The 24042-nt window shown below is 47.9% G+C and carries 19 protein-coding genes and 1 tRNA gene; 10 read left to right on the forward strand and 10 right to left on the reverse strand.

The window, feature by feature from the left end; genetic code table 11:
* Positions 1–70: 70 nt before the first annotated feature.
* A complete protein-coding gene (locus tag GOU96_RS01270; protein ID WP_000731534.1) occupies positions 71–1036 on the reverse strand; it encodes an OmpA family protein in 966 nt (321 codons plus the stop codon).
* A gap of 295 nt (positions 1037–1331) precedes the next feature.
* Positions 1332–2756, reverse strand: coding sequence for a glutamate--tRNA ligase (gene gltX / locus GOU96_RS01275; RefSeq protein WP_042988545.1), 1425 nt, complete (start codon positions 2754–2756; stop codon positions 1332–1334).
* A 200-nt stretch (positions 2757–2956) separates the two neighbouring features.
* On the opposite strand from gltX, the gene copA reads away from it, so the two are divergent.
* The gene (gene copA, locus GOU96_RS01280) at positions 2957–5677 is read left to right on the forward strand and encodes a copper-translocating P-type ATPase CopA (RefSeq protein WP_267781315.1); all 2721 of its coding nucleotides are present in this window, start codon (positions 2957–2959) and stop codon (positions 5675–5677) included.
* Positions 5678–5685: 8 nt separating this feature from the next.
* On the forward strand, positions 5686–6126 hold the full coding sequence (locus tag GOU96_RS01285) for a DUF411 domain-containing protein (RefSeq protein WP_000831719.1): 441 nt from the start codon (positions 5686–5688) through the stop codon (positions 6124–6126).
* A gap of 136 nt (positions 6127–6262) precedes the next feature.
* Here GOU96_RS01285 and GOU96_RS01290 read toward each other — a convergent pair whose 3' ends face one another.
* A complete protein-coding gene (locus GOU96_RS01290) occupies positions 6263–8914 on the reverse strand; it encodes a beta-N-acetylhexosaminidase (RefSeq protein WP_267781317.1) in 2652 nt (883 codons plus the stop codon).
* Between the two features lie 446 nt (positions 8915–9360).
* On the opposite strand from GOU96_RS01290, the gene GOU96_RS01295 reads away from it, so the two are divergent.
* Positions 9361–10227 (forward strand): TraB/GumN family protein, encoded by an 867-nt coding sequence (locus GOU96_RS01295; RefSeq protein ID WP_162810412.1) that lies wholly within the window; start codon positions 9361–9363, stop codon positions 10225–10227.
* 68 nt (positions 10228–10295) lie between these two features.
* Here GOU96_RS01295 and GOU96_RS01300 read toward each other — a convergent pair.
* Positions 10296–10372 (reverse strand) — tRNA-Pro (locus tag GOU96_RS01300).
* A 229-nt stretch (positions 10373–10601) separates the two neighbouring features.
* Here GOU96_RS01300 and GOU96_RS01305 point away from each other — a divergent pair.
* The 3 genes from GOU96_RS01305 to rluF all read left to right on the forward strand — a co-directional run bounded on the left by GOU96_RS01305 (position 10602) and on the right by rluF (position 12554).
* On the forward strand, positions 10602–10742 hold the full coding sequence (locus GOU96_RS01305; protein WP_000348347.1) for a DUF3149 domain-containing protein: 141 nt from the start codon (positions 10602–10604) through the stop codon (positions 10740–10742).
* A 181-nt stretch (positions 10743–10923) separates the two neighbouring features.
* On the forward strand, positions 10924–11502 hold the full coding sequence (gene smrA / locus GOU96_RS01310; protein WP_000076435.1) for a DNA endonuclease SmrA: 579 nt from the start codon (positions 10924–10926) through the stop codon (positions 11500–11502).
* Between the two features lie 65 nt (positions 11503–11567).
* Positions 11568–12554 carry a 23S rRNA pseudouridine(2604) synthase RluF gene (gene rluF, locus GOU96_RS01315; RefSeq protein ID WP_000082232.1) on the forward strand — a complete coding sequence of 329 codons (987 nt, stop codon included), beginning with the start codon at positions 11568–11570 and terminating at the stop codon, positions 12552–12554.
* A gap of 97 nt (positions 12555–12651) precedes the next feature.
* Here the strand turns inward: rluF and GOU96_RS01320 are convergent, their stop codons facing one another.
* Complete coding sequence (locus tag GOU96_RS01320) at positions 12652–14073, reverse strand: sensor domain-containing diguanylate cyclase (protein ID WP_162810411.1); 1422 nt, start codon at positions 14071–14073, stop codon at positions 12652–12654.
* A gap of 381 nt (positions 14074–14454) precedes the next feature.
* Positions 14455–15081 carry a uracil phosphoribosyltransferase gene (upp, locus tag GOU96_RS01325; RefSeq protein WP_001887652.1) on the reverse strand — a complete coding sequence of 209 codons (627 nt, stop codon included), beginning with the start codon at positions 15079–15081 and terminating at the stop codon, positions 14455–14457.
* A gap of 166 nt (positions 15082–15247) precedes the next feature.
* On the opposite strand from upp, the gene purM reads away from it, so the two are divergent.
* Together purM and purN are read left to right on the forward strand one after the other, a co-directional pair.
* The gene (gene purM / locus GOU96_RS01330) at positions 15248–16288 is read left to right on the forward strand and encodes a phosphoribosylformylglycinamidine cyclo-ligase (protein ID WP_000016423.1); all 1041 of its coding nucleotides are present in this window, start codon (positions 15248–15250) and stop codon (positions 16286–16288) included.
* A 2-nt stretch (positions 16289–16290) separates the two neighbouring features.
* The gene (gene purN, locus GOU96_RS01335) at positions 16291–16929 is read left to right on the forward strand and encodes a phosphoribosylglycinamide formyltransferase (RefSeq protein ID WP_000836541.1); all 639 of its coding nucleotides are present in this window, start codon (positions 16291–16293) and stop codon (positions 16927–16929) included.
* Positions 16930–17069: 140 nt separating this feature from the next.
* Here the strand turns inward: purN and GOU96_RS01340 are convergent, their stop codons facing one another.
* On the reverse strand, positions 17070–17915 hold the full coding sequence (locus GOU96_RS01340) for a class II glutamine amidotransferase (RefSeq protein WP_258501831.1): 846 nt from the start codon (positions 17913–17915) through the stop codon (positions 17070–17072).
* Positions 17916–17977: 62 nt separating this feature from the next.
* On the reverse strand, positions 17978–18553 hold the full coding sequence (lpcA, locus tag GOU96_RS01345; protein ID WP_000284054.1) for a D-sedoheptulose 7-phosphate isomerase: 576 nt from the start codon (positions 18551–18553) through the stop codon (positions 17978–17980).
* A gap of 317 nt (positions 18554–18870) precedes the next feature.
* Between lpcA and fadE the strand changes: the two genes are divergently transcribed.
* A complete protein-coding gene (fadE, locus tag GOU96_RS01350; protein ID WP_000404362.1) occupies positions 18871–21315 on the forward strand; it encodes an acyl-CoA dehydrogenase FadE in 2445 nt (814 codons plus the stop codon).
* 162 nt (positions 21316–21477) lie between these two features.
* Here the strand turns inward: fadE and GOU96_RS01355 are convergent, their stop codons facing one another.
* Both GOU96_RS01355 and dnaQ read right to left on the reverse strand, forming a co-directional pair.
* Positions 21478–22737, reverse strand: a complete 1260-nt coding sequence (locus GOU96_RS01355) for a TIGR03503 family protein (protein ID WP_000944347.1) — start codon at positions 22735–22737, stop codon at positions 21478–21480.
* 8 nt (positions 22738–22745) lie between these two features.
* Positions 22746–23489 carry a DNA polymerase III subunit epsilon gene (gene dnaQ / locus GOU96_RS01360; protein WP_033931281.1) on the reverse strand — a complete coding sequence of 248 codons (744 nt, stop codon included), beginning with the start codon at positions 23487–23489 and terminating at the stop codon, positions 22746–22748.
* A 56-nt stretch (positions 23490–23545) separates the two neighbouring features.
* On the opposite strand from dnaQ, the gene rnhA reads away from it, so the two are divergent.
* Positions 23546–24016: a ribonuclease HI gene (gene rnhA / locus GOU96_RS01365; RefSeq protein ID WP_001041876.1), complete on the forward strand. Its 471-nt coding sequence runs from the start codon at positions 23546–23548 to the stop codon at positions 24014–24016.
* Positions 24017–24042: the final 26 nt, after the last annotated feature.

Here is a 24042-nt window from a genome sequence, read left to right on the forward strand (position 1 = left end):
TTTGTTATCACCAGAAAAAACAAAGGCCCGAATGGGCCTTTGTAGATTGAATCTTGATGATTACCGTGAATTATTCAGTAACTTGGTACTGGAATTCAGGGATCACTAGCTCAACACGACGGTTCTTCTCACGACCTTCTGCTGTCGCGTTAGAAGCGATTGGGCTGCTTTCGCCTAGACCTTTAGCTGAAATACGAGATGCATCAATACCTTGAGCTTCTAGTGCTTTCGCTACTGCTTGAGCACGACGCTCAGACAGTTTTTGGTTGTAAGCTTCAGAACCTGTTGAGTCTGTGTGACCAACTACTTCTACTTTTGCTTGTGGATATTGGTTTAGGTAACCCACAATTTTATCCAATTTCTGAACCGTTGCTGGTTTTAGCTCAGCACTTGCGGTAGCAAATGTGCTGCTATCCAGATGTTGGAAAGTAAAGGTTTTGGTGACTGCCACTTTCTCGACTGGTGCCGCAACAGGTGCAGGCTCAGCTGGACGCTGTTCTACCACTGGTGCTGGCTCTTCACTGCCACCGAACTTATAAGCGATACCGAGTGTAGCGGTTTCTGCGCTCGCACGTAGTGTATCGTTATTAATGTCAGTCAGGTTTTGGTATTCCAAACGCATAGTGACATTGTGGTTAGTGTTGAACTCTAGGCCTGCTGCACCTAGATATGAGTAGTCGTCCTTGCTGCCGTAATCAACATAAGCACCACCCACTTTACCGTACAGCGCAATACCTTCGGTCAGAGGAATGCTGAGTTTTGGTGCTAGCGTTACCGCTTGTACCTTCTCATTAGCCAGTCCATCTGCAGTAAACTTACCTAAGTAGTCGTAGCCTGCTTCCAGAGAGAGCCATTTGTTTGCTTGGTAACCCAGAAACGCGCCTACAACCTGATCATCATCTTCACAAGATTGACCAGCTAGACACGCGTCATCCAACCAAGATTTACCGACCTTACCTCCGACATACACCTCTGCCACTGCCGCAGAAGAAGCAAAAAGTAACGTCGCTGAAATAATTGCCGCTAGCTTTTTCATGGTATTTCCTTTTTTCTTTATGATTATTGTCGAGAGTTATACGCTGATCCTCGACCGTTCAAAAAGGTTAACTCGTACTCGAGCCAGATCACCTTTTTGTCGGCATCACTATAGCGGATGAAATAAAAAGAAAAAGAGCCTTTCGGTTATTATTTTGTCACGTCTTTGCTAAAAATGAGAAAAGACTAGAACACATACCCTTAACTATAAACGGTAGAATTAGAACAAGACTTCAAAGGATAATAAAAAAGCCGCAGTTTGTTCTGCGGCTTTGGCTTTTTATGCAATCAAACCACTATGTATTCGCTTCACGAGTTTCGATGTACTCTAGTGCCATTTTGATACGTGCAATTACACGTTCTTGACCAATCAAGTTCATCACCGCATCCACAGAAGGCGATTGACCACCGCCAGTCACGGCAACACGCAGTGGCATACCGATTTTACCCATGCCGATCTCAAGCTCTTCACACACTTGTGCGATCACGTGATGCAGCGCTTCGGTATTCCATTCTGTCAGCGCTTCGATCTTGCTCAGAGCTAGCATCAATGGCTCTTTCGCCACACCACGTAGATGTTTCTTCGCGGCATCAGCATCAAACTCAGCAAAATCTTCGTAGAAGTAACGTGATTGCTGCGCGAGCTCAACCAGGGTATTGCAACGCTCCCCCACCAACTTCACCACTTCTGCTAAAGCAGGACCGGTCGCTTTGTTAATACCTTGGTTTTCGAAATGCCACTCAAGGTGTTTCGCCACATACTCAGGTTCTGAAGTCTTGATGTAGTGGTTGTTCAACCACAGCAGTTTGTCAGTGTTAAACGCTGACGCTGATTTTGAAATTGCGTTAAGGCTGAATAGGTTGATCATTTCATCGCGAGAGAAGATCTCTTGGTCGCCATGCCCCCAACCTAAACGCACTAAGTAGTTCAGCAGCGCTTCTGGCAGGTAGCCGTCATCACGGTATTGCATTACAGAAACCGCGCCATGGCGCTTAGACAGCTTGGCACCATCATCACCCAAGATCATTGCACAGTGCGCAAAGGTTGGGATGGTCGCGCCCATGGCTTTGTAAATGTTGATTTGGCGTGGCGTGTTGTTGATGTGGTCTTCACCACGAATCACATGGCTGATCCCCATATCGACATCATCTACCACTACACAGAAGTTATAGGTCGGAGTGCCATCAGTACGACGGATGATCAGATCATCCAGTTGCTCGTTACGGATTTCGATGCGGCCACGGATTTGGTCATCAAAAACGACGCTCCCCTCTTTCGGGTTACGGAAACGGATACAGCAAGGCTCGCCTTCTTTCGCCGCGTCATTGACCGCTTTGATTTTTGGATGGTTCGCATCGTAGCGAGGCATCTCTTTGTTGGCTTCTTGCTCAGCACGGATTTCATCCAGCAGCTCTTTCGGCGCATAGCACTTGTAGGCTTTGCCTTCTGCCAACAACTGATCAATCACTTGGTTGTAACGGTCAAAACGTTTGGTTTGGTAGTATGGGCCTTCATCCCATTCCAAACCTAACCACGTCATGCCTTCAATAATGGCATCCACCGCCGCCTGAGTAGAGCGTTCTAGGTCGGTGTCTTCAATACGCAGAACAAATTCACCACCTTGGCTTTTAGCATATAACCAAGAATAGAGTGCTGTACGCGCACCACCAACGTGCAGATACCCAGTCGGACTAGGCGCAAAACGAGTTTTAACCGTCATTTGAATTACCTTTGTGAGATTCTTTTGCTGAGAGCTCAGCATGCGAAATTTTGGGCGGTATTCTAACACCCGAGTTAACGCGATGCTACGCACGATTTTCGGCAAATTGACTCTTGGTAAAATGAGTTCGAGAAGTAATGGTTGACCTTACCTTAAGGTTAAGGTTTATCCTTGTGGACATTCCGCAAGGAGGAGTGATCATGAACCATTTTGCTTTAGCGCTGCGTGGCCTGAACTGCATGGGCTGTGCGCAAAAATTGGAGCGCCAACTCAATCAAGATCTCACCGTTGAGATCGAAACGCTGACGCCAACCTCGATTGAACTGCATACCCATGCCACCTTAACTGAGGTGCTCACCAGTATTGAATCGCTGGGTTATCAAGGCGGTACTGAGCAAACTTATCAGCTACAAGGTTTAAACTGTGGTCGCTGTGTGAATAAACTGACCACGCACCTCAGCGCGCAGGCAGAGATTGCCAAACTGCAAGTCAGTAAAGAGTGGCTTTCGCTGGTTACAACCTTAACCACTGAGCAAGTGAAAGCACTGGTGGCGGAAGTGGGCTATCAGGCTATAGAAGCAGAACAAGAATCAACATTCGCGCCAGCAGCCTCTACTGATGAGAAGGAAACCGACACGCCTGACGCTGAGAACTCCTCGAACACAGAACCCACTGAGGCGTCTAGCCAAACGCTCTCTCTGCTTATTAAAGGGATGACCTGCGCCAGTTGTGTCGCATCGGTGGAAAAAGCACTGCTTTCTGTTGAGGGAGTGCAGAGTGCACAAGTCAACCTCGCAGAGCAAAGTGCCTTGGTGAAAGCCAATTTCACCAATCCGCAACCACTGCTTAACTCAATTCAACGTGCTGGCTACCAAGCCGAGATCTTGGATGACCCCGCGCAGCCGCAAGCCAAACAACAAGCGCAATTAGAAGCCTTACAAAAAGAGCATAAACAGAGTGCCTTATTAGGTATCGCTCTGGGTGCGCCTTTAATGCTGTGGGGCGTGTTTGGCGGCAATATGATGATCCGCAATAGCAGTGATCAAATGGTCTGGGGTGGAATCGGCGTCATCTGTTTCGCACTGCTGCTCACCGCCGGCCGCCACTTCTTTATGAATGCGTGGCAAGCACTGACTCATGGCAGAGCGACCATGGACACCCTAGTCGCATTGGGTACAGGGGCTGCTTGGTTTTACTCCATGCTCGTGGTGGCTTGGCCGCAAACGTTCCCTGATGCAGCGCGTCATGTGTACTTCGAAGCAACGGCAATGATCATTGGTTTGATTTCATTGGGTCATTACATTGAAACCAAAGCCAAAAGCAATACTAATCGCTCACTGCAAGCCTTGCTTAACTTACAACCACAGCAAGCAACGTTGGTGACTGAACAAGGCGATCAATCCATCGCCGTCGCTGATATTCAACTGGGCATGTCTCTGCGCATCAAACCCGGAGAGCAAGTTCCTGTCGATGGTGTGGTCAGTACTGGTCACTCTTATCTGGATGAATCCATGCTCACGGGCGAACCCATTCCTGTACTCAAAGAAGCCGGCGCGAAAGTCGCAGCGGGCACATTGAACCAAGATGGCAGCTTAGTGATCACCGCTACTGGCATTGGTTCGCAGACCATGCTGGCGCGGATTATCCAGTTGGTAAGACAAGCGCAAAGCAGTAAACCGGCGATGGCTCGTTTAGCCGATCAGATTTCCTCTGTTTTCGTGCCCGTTGTTGTTGTCATTGCCATCTTGTCTGCCGCACTTTGGTATCTGTATGGCCCCGATCCTAAAGCCAGTTACATGTTGGTCGTTGCGACCACGGTATTAATCATCGCCTGCCCTTGTGCTTTGGGGCTTGCCACTCCGCTCTCGATTACCGTGGGTATCGGCAAAGCAGCAGAGCTGGGGATTTTAATTCGTGATGCCAACGTACTGCAGACTGCAAGTCAGGTAGATACCGTGGTGTTTGATAAAACAGGGACGCTGACTTTAGGCAAACCGAGTATTCAATCACTGCATGTCATGAAGGGGGATGAAAACCAATTACTGGCCCTAGCCTATGCCCTTGAGCAGCAATCAGAACACCCGCTGGCTAAAGCGATCTGTGATTATGCCAAACAGCGCAATATTCGCCCTGTAGACATCAGCCAATTCACTAACCAACGTGGACGTGGACTCTTAGCCGATTACCAGAATCAAACCGTGCTGGTTGGCTCTCTCGCTTTTATGCAAGAACAAGGCATTGATTTGTCTATGGCTGAATCGACTCTAGAAAAATTTGCAGCACAAGCGTGGACACCAGTTGCGGTGGCTTATCGTGGCATGTTGCAAGGCGTGTTAGCGATTGCCGATCCAATCAAGCCCACCTCCGCACAAGCGGTACGTAAGCTCAATGAACTTGGGATTCATACCGTGATGCTGACTGGCGATCACGCTTCGGTTGCCAATGCGATTGCCAAAGAGCTCGGTATCTCGCAAGTGATAGCGCAAGTACTGCCCGACCAAAAAGCGCAGCACATTCAAGCTTTGCAACAACAAGGCCGTAAAGTCGCCATGATTGGCGATGGGATTAATGATGCCCCAGCTTTAGCGCTGGCTGACATTGGTATTGCCATGGGCAGTGGCAGTGATGTAGCCATTGAGAGCGCACAGATGACCCTTTTGAACTCATCACCAACCAGTGTGGTGAGCGCGATTGAGCTGTCAAAAGCCACACTGCGCAATATGAAGCAAAACCTGTTTGGCGCATTTATTTACAACACGCTGGGTATTCCTATCGCAGCGGGTGTGCTTTACCCAGCGTTTGGATTTTTACTCAGCCCAGTTGTCGCCGGAGCGGCGATGGCGCTCTCCTCGATCACCGTGGTCAGCAATGCCAATCGCCTGCGCTGGAGCAAAATTTCTTTCGATCAACATTCTCAATGAGGTACACCATGAAACGCACAATGATGACACTCGCCCTATTGGCTACATTTTCAGGACAAGCGCTTGCTACTCAGGTAGTGAATCACAAATCTCCTTATTGTGGTTGTTGCACCGAATGGACCAAACACATGGAAGAGAATGGTTTTACGGTAAAAGAAGTGCTGCATGACAACATGGACAGCATTAAGCAACAACTGGGCGTAAAACCTAAGCTAGCTTCTTGCCATACCGCAGAGATCGGCGGTTATGTGTTTGAAGGCCATATTCCAGCGCAAGACATTAAAGACTTTCTGGCTAACCCACCGAAAAATGCCAAAGGGCTCGCGGTTCCGGGAATGCCTATGGGTTCACCGGGTATGGAATATGGCGATAAGAAAGACAGTTATGCGGTGTATGCCTTTAATGAGCACGGCCAAGTCTTTGAATACCGCTCTTATCAAGGGAACTGATCTATCCTTCTTATCGAAGAGCATGAAGGGCTAGACACAAAGCGCTGCCCCATAACTTGTTCTTTAGAAAAAAGACAAAAGAAAAGCCTCCGCATGCGGAGGCTTTCGTTATCCATTGAGTGAAATGAGTGCTCGATTATTTCAGCGAGGTGACTCGGCTAGTGCGCTCACCGCTGGCAGACACAGAGCGAATCCAAACTTCTCCGCTCACTTTTGGCGCTTGCTTCGCGTCATAATCCAACCAAGTTTGACCATCCAGTGAGTATTGCAGAGTGACACCTGGGAACTGAACGTTCATGGCCAAATGACCGTTCTCGATCTTGGCTCCCGGAACTGGGAGGCGGTAATCAATACCTGCTTTCTCAAGTTTAGCCAGCTCACGTTGACCTAATACGTTAGCAAAGCGATTCCAATCTGCGTTCAGCGCTTTATGGTTAACTAACTGAGTCTCTTGCGAATATTCGACGCCAACTTTATAGGTGTTTTCCCAATCCGCACGATGCCATGCGCGCTCAGCAGCGGCGAGCACGCGAGGGAATACCATGTATTCATACTGCTCATCAGTACGTACGGTTTCAGACCACAGCTGCGCAGACAGACCATAGAAAGGCTTACCTTTTACTTCGCCTTTACCACTGAAGCCATTGCCATCACGATCCAGTGAGGTTTCAGCATTTTGTGGCAAGTTTTCCGGTGCAAAACCAAACATCTTACGAGTGTCGGTTGCACGGGTAGCCCAGTAGTAGCCACGCTCTTTCGGGTCAGCTTCGTAAGGCATATCCATGTACACGTAGTCAGGGTTAGAGATGATCACATCGTAGCCTTTCTCAGCCCATTCGTACGCAGAAGCAGAGCCGCCCCAGTACAGTACATCCCAGAAGTTCACACGTGTGTTTTCGGTTGCGAACGCTTTTTCGCCTTCGCTGTATTTCAAGCCATCTTGCCATGCTTGGAAGTTAGGAATCCCTTTCTCGGCAACCAACTTAGACACTTGCTCAGCAAAGTAGCTTGGTAAATGGCCGAAATCACTCACCGCACCTGTTGCAATCAAGTTTTGGCACTGCGGCGAACGCGCAAATGGCTTATCTTGCTTGCTCAGGTCCAAGTTGCCTTTCCAACTTACTGGCTCTTGGGTATTCACATCTTGGAAGCCTGCGCCAAGCTTGATGTTTTTCGCTTCATCGCCACCAAAGTGCCATGTCGTCAGAGGCATACCCGCCGCTTGATGCATTGCCGCAATCTCAGAGATCACTTTATCCACAAAGCGTTTGGAAGAGTCCAAACATGGATTGATAAAGCTCATGCGATCATAGAACTGCACTGTGGTGACGTTAGAGGTATCTTGCGGATCCAGCAAACGGAACTCATTGGCCGCCGCCTCATTGCCCTCTTGCATTAAACGTTGGTAACGCGCCTCCATTGAAACCACGGCCGCACGAGCGTGCGCTGGCATATCAATCTCAGGGATCACTTCGATATGACGTGCTTTCGCGTATTGCAGGATCTCTAAATAATCTTGCTTGGTGAAATAACCAGAGCCAAAGTTATCGGCGTTTGGACCAGAGCCAAGCTGTGGCAACACGCATTCTGTTTCACTCGGGTCAAAACAGCGTTGAGCGCCGATATCCGTCAGCTCAGGTAAGCCCGGAATTTCAATACGCCAACCTTCGTCATCGGTCAGATGGAGATGCAGCTTATTCATTTTGTAAGCCGCCATTTGATCCAAGGTCGCTAGAATCGCTTGTTTCGAGTGGAAGTTACGCGCTACATCGACCATCACACCACGGTAATCAAAGCGTGGAGCATCGACGATTTCAATCTTTGGTAGTTGTGACGCATCTGCCATATCAACTAAACCCAGTAGCGATTGCATTGCGTAGAACGCGCCTGCTTGGTCAAACGCGGTCACTTTGACAGCTTTATCCGTAATCGCTAAACGATAAGCGCCAGATTTGGCCAGCTCACCTTTAAATGATTTAGGGTTGATAACCACTTGCGCTGGCATTACGCCTTTTAAGTTCACACCAAGCAGTTGTGCACGCTCATTCAGCGCTTGCATTTGCTCACCGTCAAACGCTTTGCTTGGCAGCGCGATACCTTTCGCGATAGAGACTGATCCGCTATGCGATTTCACTTGCAGTGGCGTTGGGATGAGTGCGTGTGTCACATCTTGCAGCGCAACATCACTGTTCTTTTCAAAGCGAGACAGCGCTTGAGCGAATACATTGTTGTCACTCGGAGTGCGCTTAAGGTTTTCACCCTCCAGTCCGCTGACAAAGCTTGCCACGTCCTCAGTATTTAAAGCCGCAATGACTTTTGGCTCGGCATCCGGTGCGGTGACAAAAGCGCGTGGCATAAAGTCCGTTTCAAACAGCGTCCAGTATTCACCAATCAGCGGCAAAGTCACCGTTTCACCTGCGGCAAAACCATCAAACTTATCGGTAGGTTCCAGTTTATGTAGGTCGCCGGTAACGCGAGTAATTTTGAACTGGTCATTACCCACATCGAGGATCAAGCGAATACTGTGGAAGTAAATAGCCCAATCTTTTGAATTGACCGCCCCACCACGGTTAACCAAGGTCATATTCACTTGGTTACAAGAAGCCCACTCAGCTTCTAGAGTTTGACAAGCCAAACCAGTATCCGCGCCGTGATTGTTGACCACTTGGTATTGCACATCCAAGTTATTCGCTAATGTGTCTACCACCTCTTGTGGTGACGTAGTGTTGAGTGCGCAGCCACTTAATGAAGTGAATACCGCGATCGAGATAAGACTCTTCTTCAGCATAATAATGACCCTAAATTAGTTAACGATGAGGGATGCTCTGCCTGCACCCAATCTCACAACGACATCAGCCAATGGCTTTACCTAAAATTCAGGGATATTTAGCGGCACTTTTTTCTAAGCGCAAAATTAATCCTTTAGCCAAGTGATCATGTTCAAACTTTACAAATTGACACCAAGATAAAAGTCTTAAATTTCAAAAATATAGGAGCAACGTCAAAATCGACACTTCATTTTTGACGAGATTTCTTCCAATCCAGATCACACTTAGCAATCCGCGTTACGCAAAGAAAGCCGATCGACATCACATAAGATTGCGGCAACAAATCGTGAGTTGGCTCGAACAAATCAACAAGATGTGAGCTTTATCATGATTCAAGCTCCGTCAAATCCGTTAATTCACTGCTAAAGTAACGTTTTTGCCGAACCTAAAGGAGTTCACGCATTCCATGCTCAAACGATTCGCTTGCTGTCTTTTATGGCTATTTATCCAACCTCTTCACGCAGAACCCTTGTACTGGTCGGCAACCAAAGGTTCGACACAACTCATCCTCTTAGGCTCTCTGCATGTGGGCAGCGATCAGCTTTATCCATTGCCTGACCAACTCGCACAAAAGCTAAAACAAAGCGCAGGCTTAGTCGTAGAGACGGATATCCGTCACCAATCCAACATCACTTTGCCTGCAACGACGGTGAGTAGTGAGCAGGTTTTAAGCGATGAACAACTGTTTGTATTGGATGGGATTGCGCAGCAACTGAGGTTGGATGCCCAGCAGATCCGCCAACTACCCCCATGGTCAGCCAGCCTTATCCTGCAAATGCGCCAATTTTTAGAGATGGGGTATCAAGCCGATCGAGGCATCGACCTTTATTTCATGCAACAAGCTGAGCAGCATCAACTGCCTATACTCAGTCTAGAAACCTTACAATTTCAAGTGGATCTGTTAGCGCACTTACCCAACTCAGGGCAGGAATTACTGGTGAGTTTGATCGATGAATGGGAAAACAATACCCAACTCACCGAGTGCATGATTGAAAGCTGGAAAAAAGGAGATGAGAAGAATTTGCTACAAATGCTCACACTCACCGGTATGTCTGCTGAATTGGAAGCCCAAATGCTCACCGAGCGTAATCAGGATTGGGCAGAGAAGCTCACTCACCCTCAATTCTTACCACAACAAGGCAAACCTTATCTGGTGGTCGTCGGCACTTTGCATTTGATTGGCAAGCAGAGCTTGCTCAGTATTCTTGAGCAAAAAGGCTTTAGCATCCAGCAGCTTAACCAAAGCCAAACGGCAAGCTGCTCATTTTTGTAAATAACCAAGCCGATACGCCAACGCAACAAAGCAAAAAGGCCCCAGCATAAATGCTGAGGCCTTAAATATGGTCGGTGAAGAGGGATTCGAACCCCCGACCCTCTGGTCCCAAACCAGATGCGCTACCAAACTGCGCTATTCACCGGAACGCTGCGTATGTTACTCGTTCTTTCTTGAAGCGCAAGCCCTGAAGCCAGACTTTCTGTTGAGTTTCTCTCGTTCGGTCAAAACAGCAGCAAAGCACGTAAAAAATGTGACTCATAACTCAACATTAGAAACATATAAGCAACCTATGCAACACAATTGATCCAGATCAGTGCTGAAAATATAGCCAGAATTTAACGTTAACTCGTCTTCAACACTTTGGAGGAAACATGGACTTCTGGCTCGATCTTCTTTTTGGTAATGCAGTTGGACTCTCTTCAATGATAGTCATCTTGGGCGCTTTAGGTCTTATGCTGTTCTATGGCGGTTTCTTCATCTACAAAGTGATGACGGACAAATCTCCTCACTAGATCGCTAGCCTCTATTGAAAGATAGAAAAACGCTATGCACCGGAGCCGACTGCGTGTCTGCTCCGGTTTTTTATTGTGCATTTATCTTCAACATCACTCCCCTTCCACGCACAACTCCGTGCAACTTGCTAAATGAGAAGTATATAATCAGCACCATGTGAAATAACTTTGATGTGCCGTTATGTCGCAAGAGGATTTAGAACTGTTTCAACAAATGATGGGCGATGTCAAAACCATCACCCATGATACGGTTGAACTCAAAAAAGCCCACCAAGTCACCGAAGCTCAACTGGCTAAGCGAGAAGCGGCAGTAAGCTTGGCAGACCATGACCCCGAGGCGCTATCCATCGATCATGCCCCCATGCTTAAGCCAGATGATATGCTCGAATTTAAGCGGGATGGCGTTCAAGATGGCGTATATCGCAAGCTCAGATTGGGTAAGTACCCTATTCAAGCACGCTTAGACTTACATCGAAAAACGCTCAAAGAAGCACGCAGTGAAGTGATCCAATTTATTCGCCAATGTATGGCGATGGATATTCGCACCCTACTGATTGTGCATGGCCGTGGCGAGCGCTCTAACCCACCAGCACTGATGAAAAGTTTTGTCAGCCATTGGCTGACTCAAATCAGCGAAGTGCAGTGTGCTCATTCTGCTCAACGTTTACATGGCGGCACCGGCGCGGTTTATGTCTTACTTCGTAAGAGTGCCGAGAAAAAAGCCGAAAACCGTGAGCGTCACCAGAAACGGCTTGGCTAAGTAGGTAAAGCTGTTAGAATGCGCGGATTTTGTGCACCATCCGTTGTGAAACGTTAGGAGATTGTATGTCCCAACCGACTGAAAAACGCCTCAATAAATTCATCAGTGAGACGGGCTATTGCTCACGCCGTGAAGCCGACAAGCTGATTGAGCAAGGGCGAGTGACTCTCAATGGCTTACAGCCAGAAGTGGGAAGCAAAGTCACCGAGCAAGATGAAGTTTGTATTGACGGTAAGCCTCTGCGTAGCAAAGAGCGTCCAATTTATATTGCTTTAAACAAACCCACTGGCATTACTTGTACGACGGAACGTGATGTTCCGGGAAATATCGTTGATTTCATTGGTCACCACAAACGTATTTTCCCAATAGGCCGTTTAGATAAGCCGTCTGATGGCCTGATTTTTCTGACCAATGATGGCGATATTGTGAATAAGATCCTGCGTGCGGGAAATAACCACGAAAAAGAGTACGTGGTTCGAGTCGATAAACCCATTACGCCTGAATTTATCCGTCAAATGTCTTCTGGGGTAAACATCCTCGATACGGTAACTCTGCCCTGCAAAGTGACTCAAGAGACGCAATATTCATTTCGTATTGTGCTGACTCAAGGACTGAACCGCCAGATTCGTCGCATGTGTGAAGCCTTGGGATATGAAGTGTTTAAACTGCGCCGCGTGCGGATCATGAACATCACGCTAGATGGCATTCCAAACGGTAAATGGCGTTATTTAAGCGAAGCGGAAGTGAGCGAGATTCTGGCTATGTGTGAAGACTCCAGCGGTACAGAAGAAGCCTCACGAGTCGCGCAAAGTGGTGACACGATTAAACGTGCGACCGATGCCAAGCTGTTTGATAGCCGTGAAGCCAACAAAGAATCCAAAGCGCGCCGTAACCCCAAAACCTACCATGGTAAAAATGCACAAGAGTTTCGCCATGCGCCAAATTCGAAAAAAGCGCAGCGTCGTCCGTCTAGCCCATCATCCAATACAGCCTCAGGCTCAAAGCCAACACCGCGCACCGGTGGCACTTTAAGCCTCAGAAAATCGAAATAAATTTCGTTTTATCTCCAAGCTTAACCCCCTAGCCTAGCTAGGGGGAGCTTTAATGCAAAAATGGGGGAAGTCTTGGCTTCCCCACCTTGCTTATCCATCACAAACCAACGACCTTATTACGCCCTTCGCTTTTCGCGGTATACATAGCTTGATCCGCGCGATTGAATAGATGTAACAAACTCTCATTCTGCTGGTATTGCACCACACCAATGCTGACGGTAACTTGTGGTTGGCTCGCGTGCATAGCAATCTCAGCGCGGATACTCTCCATACGCTGATAGGCTTCTTGCTGCGTCATATGCGGCAGCAAAACCACAAATTCTTCACCGCCCCACCGACACAAAGTTCCTACCTGAGCAATATGACGCTGACACAGTGCAACCACCCGTTGTAAAACCAGATCCCCCGCGGGATGCCCATAGTTGTCATTCACCTGTTTGAAATGGTCAAGATCGATCACAGCCAGACTTAAAGGGTGACTCTCTTTATTGGCCAAAGAAATAGCGTCATCGACGAGCTCTTCAAAAACTTGTCGGTTGTATGCTCCGGTCAATTTATCGCGCACTGCCATATCTTCCAGCCGTTTTTGATAGCCTCGAAAACTCATTTGCGCTAAACCAAGCACTCCCAACGCCACAAAAGCACTGATGGCTAAATTGCCTAATGTCGCTTTAAACCAGATGTCGTGATTAAACTCATCTTTCTGCTCCACAATGATGTACCACTGAAACTCATCGACCCAACGGCTATTGAGGTAGACTTTCTGTCCGTCCGCATAATAGCTAGCACCCACACTCGGAGAGGTCAGGATTTGAGTGGCTAAGGTTTTGAGCCCTTCACGCTGCTGAATCTGATCAAACCCCGGATGGTGAGATCCGTGTAAGGTCACCTCTCCCAATTCATTGATGAAATAGATGTGGCGGTTATACCGTTTTTGATATTTCTCGACTAATGCGGAAACCGCATCAGAGCTCAGCCCAACCCCAATCACACCGAGAAAACGATTTTCAAAATCAAACACTTTGTAATTCACAAACACCACGGTTTGCTGGCTATTCGCGGTATCTATGTCGATATTGACTTCAAAATTCTTATCTGGCGCGGAGTTTTTAACGCGATAAAACCAAGCATCATTCGGATTCGATTCCGATACTTGTTTGAGTATGCCTGTGTAGTGGTAGTAGTGACCGGTGCGATCCGAGATATAGAAACTGGAGATCGTTTGATATTGACGCTGAATTTCACGCAAATAACGGATGATCCTTTCTGGGTCTTGCTCTCCCGCCAAAGTCCACTCGCGCACAAACGTGTCTTGAGCCATTAATGATGAGATGAAGATCGGCCGGATCAAATCCTGCTGAATTTCCGAATAAATATTATCGCTGGTCAATGGTAGTGAATCTTTATTGATTTGCTCTTCAAGCGTGTCATGAGCCACTTTATAGCTGACTAAGCTCGTCACAAAAAAACCCAAAATAATCAGGGTGACAAGAATCCAACTAAATTTCTTTCGCGTCATAATGAGCATCCTGCTAGTACTGCTTACTTCAATCTTCTGCTCCATCAGTGGAAAACAGAAGCGCATCCTTTGTTCTAATAAGCGGGTGTAATGAGTGAAACGTAATCCATATACCATACCGAGTACTGGCTATGTTGCCATTAACTCTCGGTGATGCGTTAGGAAGAACTGATAGATGCATCAGTGCTGTGAGGGCTATTCATTTATCCGCGACTTTTTGGCAATGCATTGCAATAAAAGTAGGAATAGATCGCAAAAATAGACAGGGAGTGTCGCTGTTGGCTGTGGGGTATGGGCTATGGGCTATGGGCTATGGGCTATGAGCTATGAGCTATGAACGGTGAAAGATAATGAGGAAGCCATGTGCTTCCTCATTCAAAATTACTTAGTACCAAAAATCTTATCACCGGCATCACCAAGACCCGGTACGATGTAGCCTTTGTCGTTCAGCTTCTCATCAATCGCCGCCGTGTAAAGCTCAACATCTGGGTGCGCTTTTTCTAAAGCGGCAATCCCTTCCGGAGCGGCCACCAACACCAGCACTTTAATCTGGTTACAGCCTTTCTCTTTCAACAAGTCAATTGTCGCAATCATCGAGCCGCCAGTTGCCAGCATTGGGTCAACCACCATGGCAATACGCTCTTCAATATTAGTGGCTAACTTATTGAAGTAAGGAACCGGTTCAAGAGTTTCTTCATCACGGTAAATCCCGACCACGCTGATACGCGCACTTGGGATATGCTCAAGTACACCATCCATCATGCCAAGACCTGCACGCAAGATAGGCACAACCGTCACTTTCTTACCTTTAATTTGATCCACTTGCACAGGACCATTCCAGCCTTCGATCGTGACTTTTTCGGTTTCAAAGTCAGAAGTCGCTTCATAAGTCAGTAGACTCGCCACTTCAGTTGCAAGCTCACGAAAACGCTTAGTGCTGATATCGCCTTCACGCATCAGGCCAAGTTTGTGTTTTACAAGAGGGTGCTTAACTTCAACAATTTTCATGTCCAACTCCGGCTTCATTAATTTAAACCTGCGGATTATACACTCATTTTGTGGATATTTCCGACTGTAAAACCGGATAAAAATCTTACGCAAACGTTTTCCTTTTTGTTTTAAGCCCTGTAGAATAGCGCCGTTTTCATATCCAACTAGACCGAGGAACTTCCCCGTGAGCGGTAATAATCCATCTCTCAGCTACAAAGATGCAGGTGTCGATATTGATGCAGGTAATGCACTCGTTGAACGAATTAAAGGCGCAGTGAAGCGCACCCGTCGCCCTGAAGTTATGGGTGGCCTAGGTGGTTTTGGCGCACTGTGTGAACTGCCAACCAAATACAAGCACCCTGTTTTAGTCTCTGGCACTGACGGCGTAGGTACCAAACTGCGTCTCGCTCTGGATATGAAAAAACACGACACCATAGGTATCGATCTGGTGGCGATGTGCGTCAATGATCTGATTGTTCAAGGCGCTGAGCCGCTGTTTTTCCTCGATTATTACGCGACAGGCAAACTGGATGTGGATACGGCTGCTGAAGTCATTTCCGGTATTGCCGATGGCTGTTTGCAAGCGGGCTGCGCGCTGATTGGCGGCGAAACCGCGGAAATGCCAGGCATGTACGAAGGTGAAGACTACGACGTGGCAGGTTTTTGTGTCGGTGTCGTCGAAAAAGAAGAGATCATCGACGGCAGTAAGGTACAAGTGGGTGATGCGCTGATTGCGGTTGGCTCAAGCGGCCCACACTCCAACGGTTACTCGCTGGTACGTAAGATTTTAGAAGTCTCTAAAGCCGATAAGAATGAGCGGTTAGCAGGCAAAACCATTGGCGAGCACTTACTCGCACCGACCAAGATTTATATCAAATCTGGCTTAAAGCTGATTGCTGAACATGACATTCATGCGATTTCACACATCACTGGCGGCGGCTTCTGGGAAAACATTCCACGCGTATTGCCAGAAGGTACTAAAGCCGTGATCGATGGTAAGAGCTGGGAATGGCCAGTGATTTTCCAATGGCTACAGGAAAAAGGTAACGTGACCACTCATGAAATGTACCGCACCTTCAACTGTGGTGTCGGTTTGATCATTGCACTGCCAAAAGATCAAGCCAATGCGGCCGTTGCGCTACTGCAAGCAGAAGGCGAAACCGCATGGGTCATCGGCGAAATCGCAGCCGCCAATAGCAACGAAGCACAGGTAGAGATCAACTAAGCATGAAGAGTATTGTTGTTTTAATTTCGGGAAACGGAACCAACCTACAGGCGATCATTGATGCTTGTGCAACCAGTATTCAAGATGGCAAAGTGACGGCTGTGTTTTCCAATAAAGCAACAGCTTACGGTTTAGAACGTGCCAAACAGGCTGGCGCAGCCGCCTGTTTTATTGATCCCAAAGCTTACGAAACTCGTGATGCTTTTGACGCGGCATTGATGGAGCAAATGGATAAATTTGCTCCTGACTTAGTGGTGCTGGCCGGTTACATGCGCATTCTCAGTAGCGAATTTGTTCGCCACTATCTGGGGCGAATGATCAATATCCACCCTTCGTTATTGCCAAAGTATCCGGGACTGAACACTTATCAACGAGCTATCCACGCGGGCGATGAAGAGCATGGTACCAGCGTGCATTTTGTCACTGAGCAGCTCGATGGCGGTCCAGTCATTCTGCAAGCCAAAGTACCGATTTTTGAAGATGACACGGTCGAAGAGCTCACGGCTCGCGTGCAGGATCAAGAGCATCGCATCTACCCGCTTGTCGTGAAATGGTTTGTCGAAGAGCGTTTAGCAATGAAAGACGGCAAAGCTTATTTAGATGGCGAAGCGCTCGGCATACACGGTTACGCGGCCGAATAATCTCCAATCGAAAAAGGGTTGAAATCATTCAACCCTTTCTTTTTGTACCACTCTTTATTCCCAGACAACATAAACTATGTGATTGGGGTGAACGAACATAGCCAACACCGCTGCAGCTTCAAGTAGGAAAGGTATATCGCTTAGTCGAGAAGTTGGCTTGGTGCCTGACATCCGGGTCGATTCGGCGCAAAATCCACATCCATCAACACATGTGCATTGTCTTCTATCCGCTCTCCAAAATGGAAAAATGCGAATTGCCCCGGCTTCATACGCTGCCAAGTTTCATTACCGGTTAACGGTTGAGTCGCAATCACTGACACCACATCATTCGGCGTGGTTTCTTCTTGGAAATTGATCTCGACATCTTCATCGAGCAGTGCTGCACGGCCAAATGGGGCTCGGCGAGTAATCCAATACAAATGATTAGTGCAATACGCCATCACATATTCGCCATTAGACAGCAGCATATTAAAGACACCGAGAGCTCTAAGCTCATCGCAACACTGCGCAACATAGCGCAGCATCTCAGGCCAATCTTGTGGCCCTTCGGGGTAACGCAGCTCCATTTGATTCAGCAACCAACAGAACGCCAGTTCGCTATCCGTTTCACCGACTGGTCGATGGCGTCCAGTGACTAGATTTTGATATCCCGTCAATTGCCCATTGTGGGCAAACGTCCAGTACTGCCCCCACAACTCGCGGGTAAACGGATGAGTGTTTTCCAGATTCACCCCACCGCGATTGGCCTGACGAATGTGGCTGATCACCGCACGACTTTTGATCGGATACTGCTGAACTAACTCGGCAATTTTGGACTGACTGCTAGGATTGGGATCTTTGAAGGTACGAAAGCCTTTGCCTTCGTAAAACGCGATTCCCCACCCATCACGATGCGGACCCGTTTTCCCGCCACGTTGCATCAAGCCAGTGAAACTAAAACAGATATCGGTTGGTACATTGGCGCTCATGCCGAGCAATTCACACATGGTTTAAACCACTCCTTACTTAAACCAGTAGCCCGGTCAATACCGGGCTCTTGAGCGTAGGGTTACGCCATTTCCTTTTCAATCAACTGAATGATGATGTGGATGATCTTAATGTGCACTTCTTGGATACGATCCGCGTAACCAAAATGTGGCACACGAATTTCAACATCGGCCAAACCCGCCATTTTGCCGCCATCTTTGCCGGTTAACGCGATGGTTTTCATGCCTTTTGCTTTCGCCGCCTCAATGGCTTTTAGGATATTACCTGAATTACCAGAGGTAGACAGACCAAACAGAACATCGCCTTTCGCTCCGACCGCTTCCACATAACGAGAGAAAACATAGTCATAGCCAAAATCGTTACTCACACAAGACAGATGGCTTGGATCAGAAATCGCAATACCAGGATAACCAGGGCGGTTTTCACGGTAACGCCCAGTCAACTCTTCAGCAAAGTGCATGGCATCACAATGCGAACCACCATTACCGCAAGAAAGCACTTTCCCACCTTGCTTGAACGAATCAGCAATCAGCTTAGCCGCCGCTTCAATTTGTGCAATGTTGTGGTCATCACTCAAAAATTTCTGCAAAACGTCTGCCGCTTCGGTCAGTTCACTTCTAATTAAATCCTGGTACATGAGGCATCTCTCTATTGATTATTAGTTATCCGAACCCGCGCGCTTGGCACTTCAATTCAGTATCCACCTGAGTTTACCCAAACAAGCGAAGCTGTCGATAGTCAAAAAGCAAGATTTACTCCTCGTTAGCAAATCCAGGCATTCAAGAAGCGGCAAGAGTAGAGAGATTACTCTAGCGTGATCACTTTCGGACAAAATGCCGTTTTACATTTCATTAATATTTTGGTTACACTTTAACTGGTTAGACCACTAAACTTAGAGTCGCGATTTTCGTATCTACTGATAGAAAACGCGAGTCTGAAAAAGGATAAAACAGTATGGAAATCTTGCTCTCTACCTTAATCATGCTCTTGATACTCGGCGCATGCCTGTATCAAAGAACATCCCTATTTACCTCATTAGCAGCACTGACTTTCACCATGCTAGCGCTTTCACTGTTTGGGCCTGTTGGCTTTTTCGGTTGGGCGCTCTATTTGGCGGCCGTCGTCGTGCTCTGTCTGCCATCCGTTCGCCAATCGTTGATCAGTGGTAAAGCATTAGCAGTGTTTAAAAAAGTACTGCCCGCGATGTCACAGACCGAGAAAGAAGCCCTTGAGGCCGGTACAGTGTGGTGGGAAGCCGAACTGTTTAAAGGCAAGCCGGACTGGAAAAAGCTGCACAATATCCAAGCTCCGAAGCTGTCTGCTGAAGAACAAGCCTTCCTGGATGGCCCAGTCAATGAAGTGTGTGCCATGGTTAGCGACTACCAAGTCACCCATGAACTGGCAGATTTACCGCCAGAAGTGTGGACTTTCCTCAAAGAGAAGAAATTCTTCGCCATGATCATCAAAAAACAGTATGGCGGCTTAGAATTTTCAGCTTATGCACAATCTTTGGTGCTGCAAAAACTGACCGGTGTTTCTGGTGTTCTCTCCTCAACCGTAGGCGTACCTAACTCTTTAGGCCCCGGTGAGCTGCTGCAACATTACGGTACCGAAGAGCAGAAAAACTATTACTTACCTCGCTTAGCGGAAGGCAAAGAGATCCCCTGTTTTGCTTTAACCAGCCCAGAAGCCGGTTCAGACGCAGGTTCTATCCCTGATTTCGGTGTAGTTTGTAAAGGACAATGGGAAGGCAAAGAAGTTCTAGGTATGCGCCTGACGTGGAACAAGCGCTACATCACTCTCGCACCGGTGGCGACTGTGCTGGGGCTTGCCTTTAAACTGCGCGACCCTGAAGGACTGCTCGGTGATAAAGAAGAGCTCGGCATTACCTGTGCCTTGATCCCAACGCATCTTAAAGGCGTGGAGATCGGCAATCGCCACTTCCCACTCAACGTGCCTTTCCAAAACGGTCCAACCCGTGCCAAAGATCTGTTTGTGCCGCTGGATTTCATCATCGGTGGTCCCAAAATGGCAGGCCAAGGCTGGCGCATGTTGGTGGAATGTCTTTCGGTGGGACGCGGTATTACCCTGCCTTCCAACTCAACTGGCGGCATTAAAACTGCGGCACTCGCTACAGGCGCTTATGCGCGTATTCGCCGCCAGTTCAAACAACCTATCGGTCAGATGGAAGGGATTGAAGAGCCATTAGCGCGCCTAGCCGGTAACGCTTATGTGATGGATGCGGCAAGTAACCTGACTGTCGCGGGTATCGATCTCGGTGAAAAGCCTTCGGTAATTTCTGCGATCGTTAAATATCACTGTACTCACCGCGGACAACGCTCAATTATTGATGCGATGGACATTGTCGGCGGTAAAGGCATCTGTTTAGGCCCCGCTAACTTCCTCGCTCGCGGGTATCAAGGTGCTCCAATTGCCGTTACCGTAGAAGGCGCGAACATTCTTACCCGCTCGATGATCATCTTTGGTCAAGGTGCGATTCGCTGCCATCCTTATGTACTCAGAGAAATGGAAGCGGCTTATAGCCAACATTCTGATGCGGTAGAGAAATTTGATAGTGCCCTAGCAGGACACGTTGGCTTTGTGCTCAGCAACTTAGTGCGCAGTCTATGGCTTGGTTTGACTGATGGTTATGGTTCACAAGCCCCAACCCGTGATGCGACCAAGCGCTACTACCAACAGCTTAATCGTTACAGTGCTAACTTGGCCCTGCTTGCGGATATCTCCATGGCAGTATTGGGCGGTTCACTCAAACGTAGAGAGCGTCTCTCTGCCCGTTTAGGGGATATTCTGAGCCAGCTTTACTTAAGCTCAGCGACCTTAAAACGTTTTGAAAACGATAGCCGTCCAGCCGAAGATTTACCACTGGTCCATTGGGGCTTACAAGATAGTTTGCGCCAAACTGAAATCGCCATTGATGAGTTCTTGGCTAACTTCCCAAATCGGATTATTGGCCGCGCATTACGTGTACTCATGATGCCTTTCGGCCGTGTGCGTAAAGCGCCAAGTGACAAGCTCGATAGCAAGCTCGCGCAGATCTTGCAAACCCCGAGTGAAACACGTTCAAGAATTGGTCGTCACCAATACTTAACACCGAGTGATAACAATCCTGCGGGTAAGATAGAACAAGCATTGAATGTGATTTTACAAGCTGAGCCGCTGTTTGAAAAAGCATGCAAAGCGCTTGGTCAACGCCGCCCATTTATGGGGTTGGATGAAGTCGCCAAGCTGGGCTTAGAAGCCAAAGTGCTGACCATTCAGGAAGCGGCACTGCTGAGCGAAGCGGAAGCGCATCGTCTCTACACCATCAATGTCGATGACTTTGCCCCACAAGAGCTGGCCGCAAAAAAGCGCACTCAACGTAAAGCTGAAGTGGCTTAAGTTCCACATTGAGCAGTATTCACCACTTCAATAGCCAAAAGGGAGACAACGTCTCCCTTTTCTTATGTTTCATAAACTCAAGTGAGCCTTCATTCAAATCCGCTTGAACAACAAACCTCAAAGGGTCAAAGGGTCAAAGGGTCAAAGGCAAATTCAACGCCTTTACTTACCCTTCTTAGGCGGCATATTTAGCTGCATTTCCGGTACAGCAGCTTTTTTCATTTTGATCTTACGCAGTACAAACCAAACGGCTAATGCCAAGATCAGTACCACGATATTACCCATTATGATGTACATCATGTTACGGCTACGCTGCTCTTCGCGCATCTGAATGATCAGCAGCTCTTGCTCTTGTTTCAGGCGTAAAGCTTCCTCTTCTTCCTGAATTCGACGCACTTCGGCAATATTAAGTTCATCGACCACACTGTAGGTTTGATCGCCAATCGGGAAATAGAGTTCACGTTGTGAAGCAAGTTCGGTCGCCCACACTTTTCCATCCCAAGAGTAGTTACCAAACTGACCGTCATAGGGAATAGTCAACTTAGCGGTCAAGGATTCTTTGCCAGATTGCGCCTGCGCGATGTAATCATCTTGATAAGGGTGGCGATGACGAATATGAGCCACTAATGAACCGGGCTCAATCATCCCCTGCTCCCCCGTAAACAGCACCTGATGCGGTGCGCCCGTTAAGCGCGATTGAATGAAAGTGGTCGAAATCGGCGTTGGGTAAACTAACACCTCTTGCTCTTGCGCACGCAGAAAAACGCCATTTCCTGAGGTAATTCGTACACGGTATTTGCCCGGTTCAATCGCCATTTTTAAAGCCACAGTGAACACGCCATCGCCGGGCTTTTCATCAAGCAAAGTACCATCATCGGCAAATTCTCCGAGCACTTCGGGAATGGGTCGTGCTTCCTTAGCGAGAGAATCTTCATTTTCAACAAACTTGGTGAAGGTCACTTTGAGGTTGACTCGATCTAAAAAATCGCGCAATAGCAAAGGTTTACCGTCCGACGTTAAGCGTGCGGTAAATTTAAATTCTTCCCCTTGAAACACTCGGCTCGGAAAGACGTCGGTCGTGAGTTGTAGATTGGAGATAAGTTTGATGTTGTTTTTCGGTGTGACTTTACCGATTGCCTGCCAAGGCCCCGGCATAGGATTCTCAATCGAGATGATGTCCATCGAGGATTCTTGATACCAGCGCACATTTTCAGGATTACGCCACTGATAATACTTACTGCCATCAGGGCGAACTAACACGACTGGTTGAGAATCTTTTTCGCGGTAAATCACAAAGGTGATTTGGGTTATGGTCGGATCAACGCGAAAACGGTTATCGAGCAGCGACATGCTAGATTGTTGTGCCGCTAGACTACTCAAACTGATCAAACATCCCACTATCGCCGCGAGAATCCTCAACATAACCTCTCCTAACTACGCCATAGGCAAGTGCCACTTTTGGCCACTATGTCCAAACGATCTTGATGTGCTTGTAGTTCATCGGCGCTAGCCGCTAAAACCTTTAACGCTTTTCGCTCTGAACGAGCACGTTTTAACGATTCTGCGCTCAATTCCCCACTATTTTGCGTGGCCGATGAAAATTGCAGTGAAGTCTGCCCACCGGTCATCAATAGATAAACGTCGGCTAGAATCTCCGCATCGAGCAAAGCGCCGTGCAGGGTTCGGTGTGAGTTATCAATGCCGTAACGCTCACACAAGATATCCAAGTTATTACGTTTACCGGGGAAAATCCGCTTGGCCATCGCCAAGGTATCGGTCACTTTGCAAAAATCGCTGGTTTTACCGATCGCACCACCGAGTTTAGCAAACTCGTAATCCATAAAGCCGACGTCAAACGGTGCATTGTGGGCAACCAGCTCGGCCCCTTTGATGAAGTCTAAAAACTCCTCATGGACATCTTTGTACTCGGGCTTATCTTTTAGAAACTCATCGGTAATACCGTGAACTTCAATCGCCTCTGATTGAATATCACGATCCGGTTTTAAGTAGACGTGAAAATGCCGTCCGGTGAGTTTACGGTTGATAATTTCAACTGCACCGATCTCAATAATTCGATGCCCCTCATAATGGGGGCCGCCTTCGCGGTTCATACCCGTGGTTTCGGTATCGAGCACCACGATGCGTTGGTATTCTGCATTGTTGCTAGTATTCATCAGGATATCTATGTCAGACTATGCCAATTCTTTGCGTGACCCAATAGTATCAAATCATGAACAAACAGGTGGAAATTTTCACGGATGGTTCTTGCCTCGGCAACCCAGGTCCCGGCGGTTATGGCGTCGTGATGCGTTATAAGCAAGTCGAGAAGACTCTTGCTCGCGGTTATCGCCTCACCACCAACAACCGAATGGAAATGCTGGCCGCCGTCATGGCTCTGCAGGCACTTAAAGAACCCTGTCGCGTGATCCTGACGACCGATAGTCAGTATGTTCGCCAAGGGATCACCCAGTGGATCCACAACTGGAAGCTGCGTGGTTGGAAAACTGCCGACAAAAAACCCGTAAAAAATGCCGACTTATGGCAAGCCCTTGACAAAGAAACCGCTCGCCACCAAGTCGAATGGCGCTGGGTTAAAGGCCACGCGGGACACCGTGAAAACGAAATGTGTGATGAACTTGCCCGCCAAGCGGCAGAAAATCCCACTGAAGACGATATCGGCTATCAACCAGAACCCCAATAACAGAAGCTCAATCAGCAAAGCGTCAC

It is taken from the genome of Vibrio sp. R-1 (genome assembly GCF_035615595.1).
Classification (GTDB): domain Bacteria; phylum Pseudomonadota; class Gammaproteobacteria; order Enterobacterales; family Vibrionaceae; genus Vibrio; species Vibrio cholerae.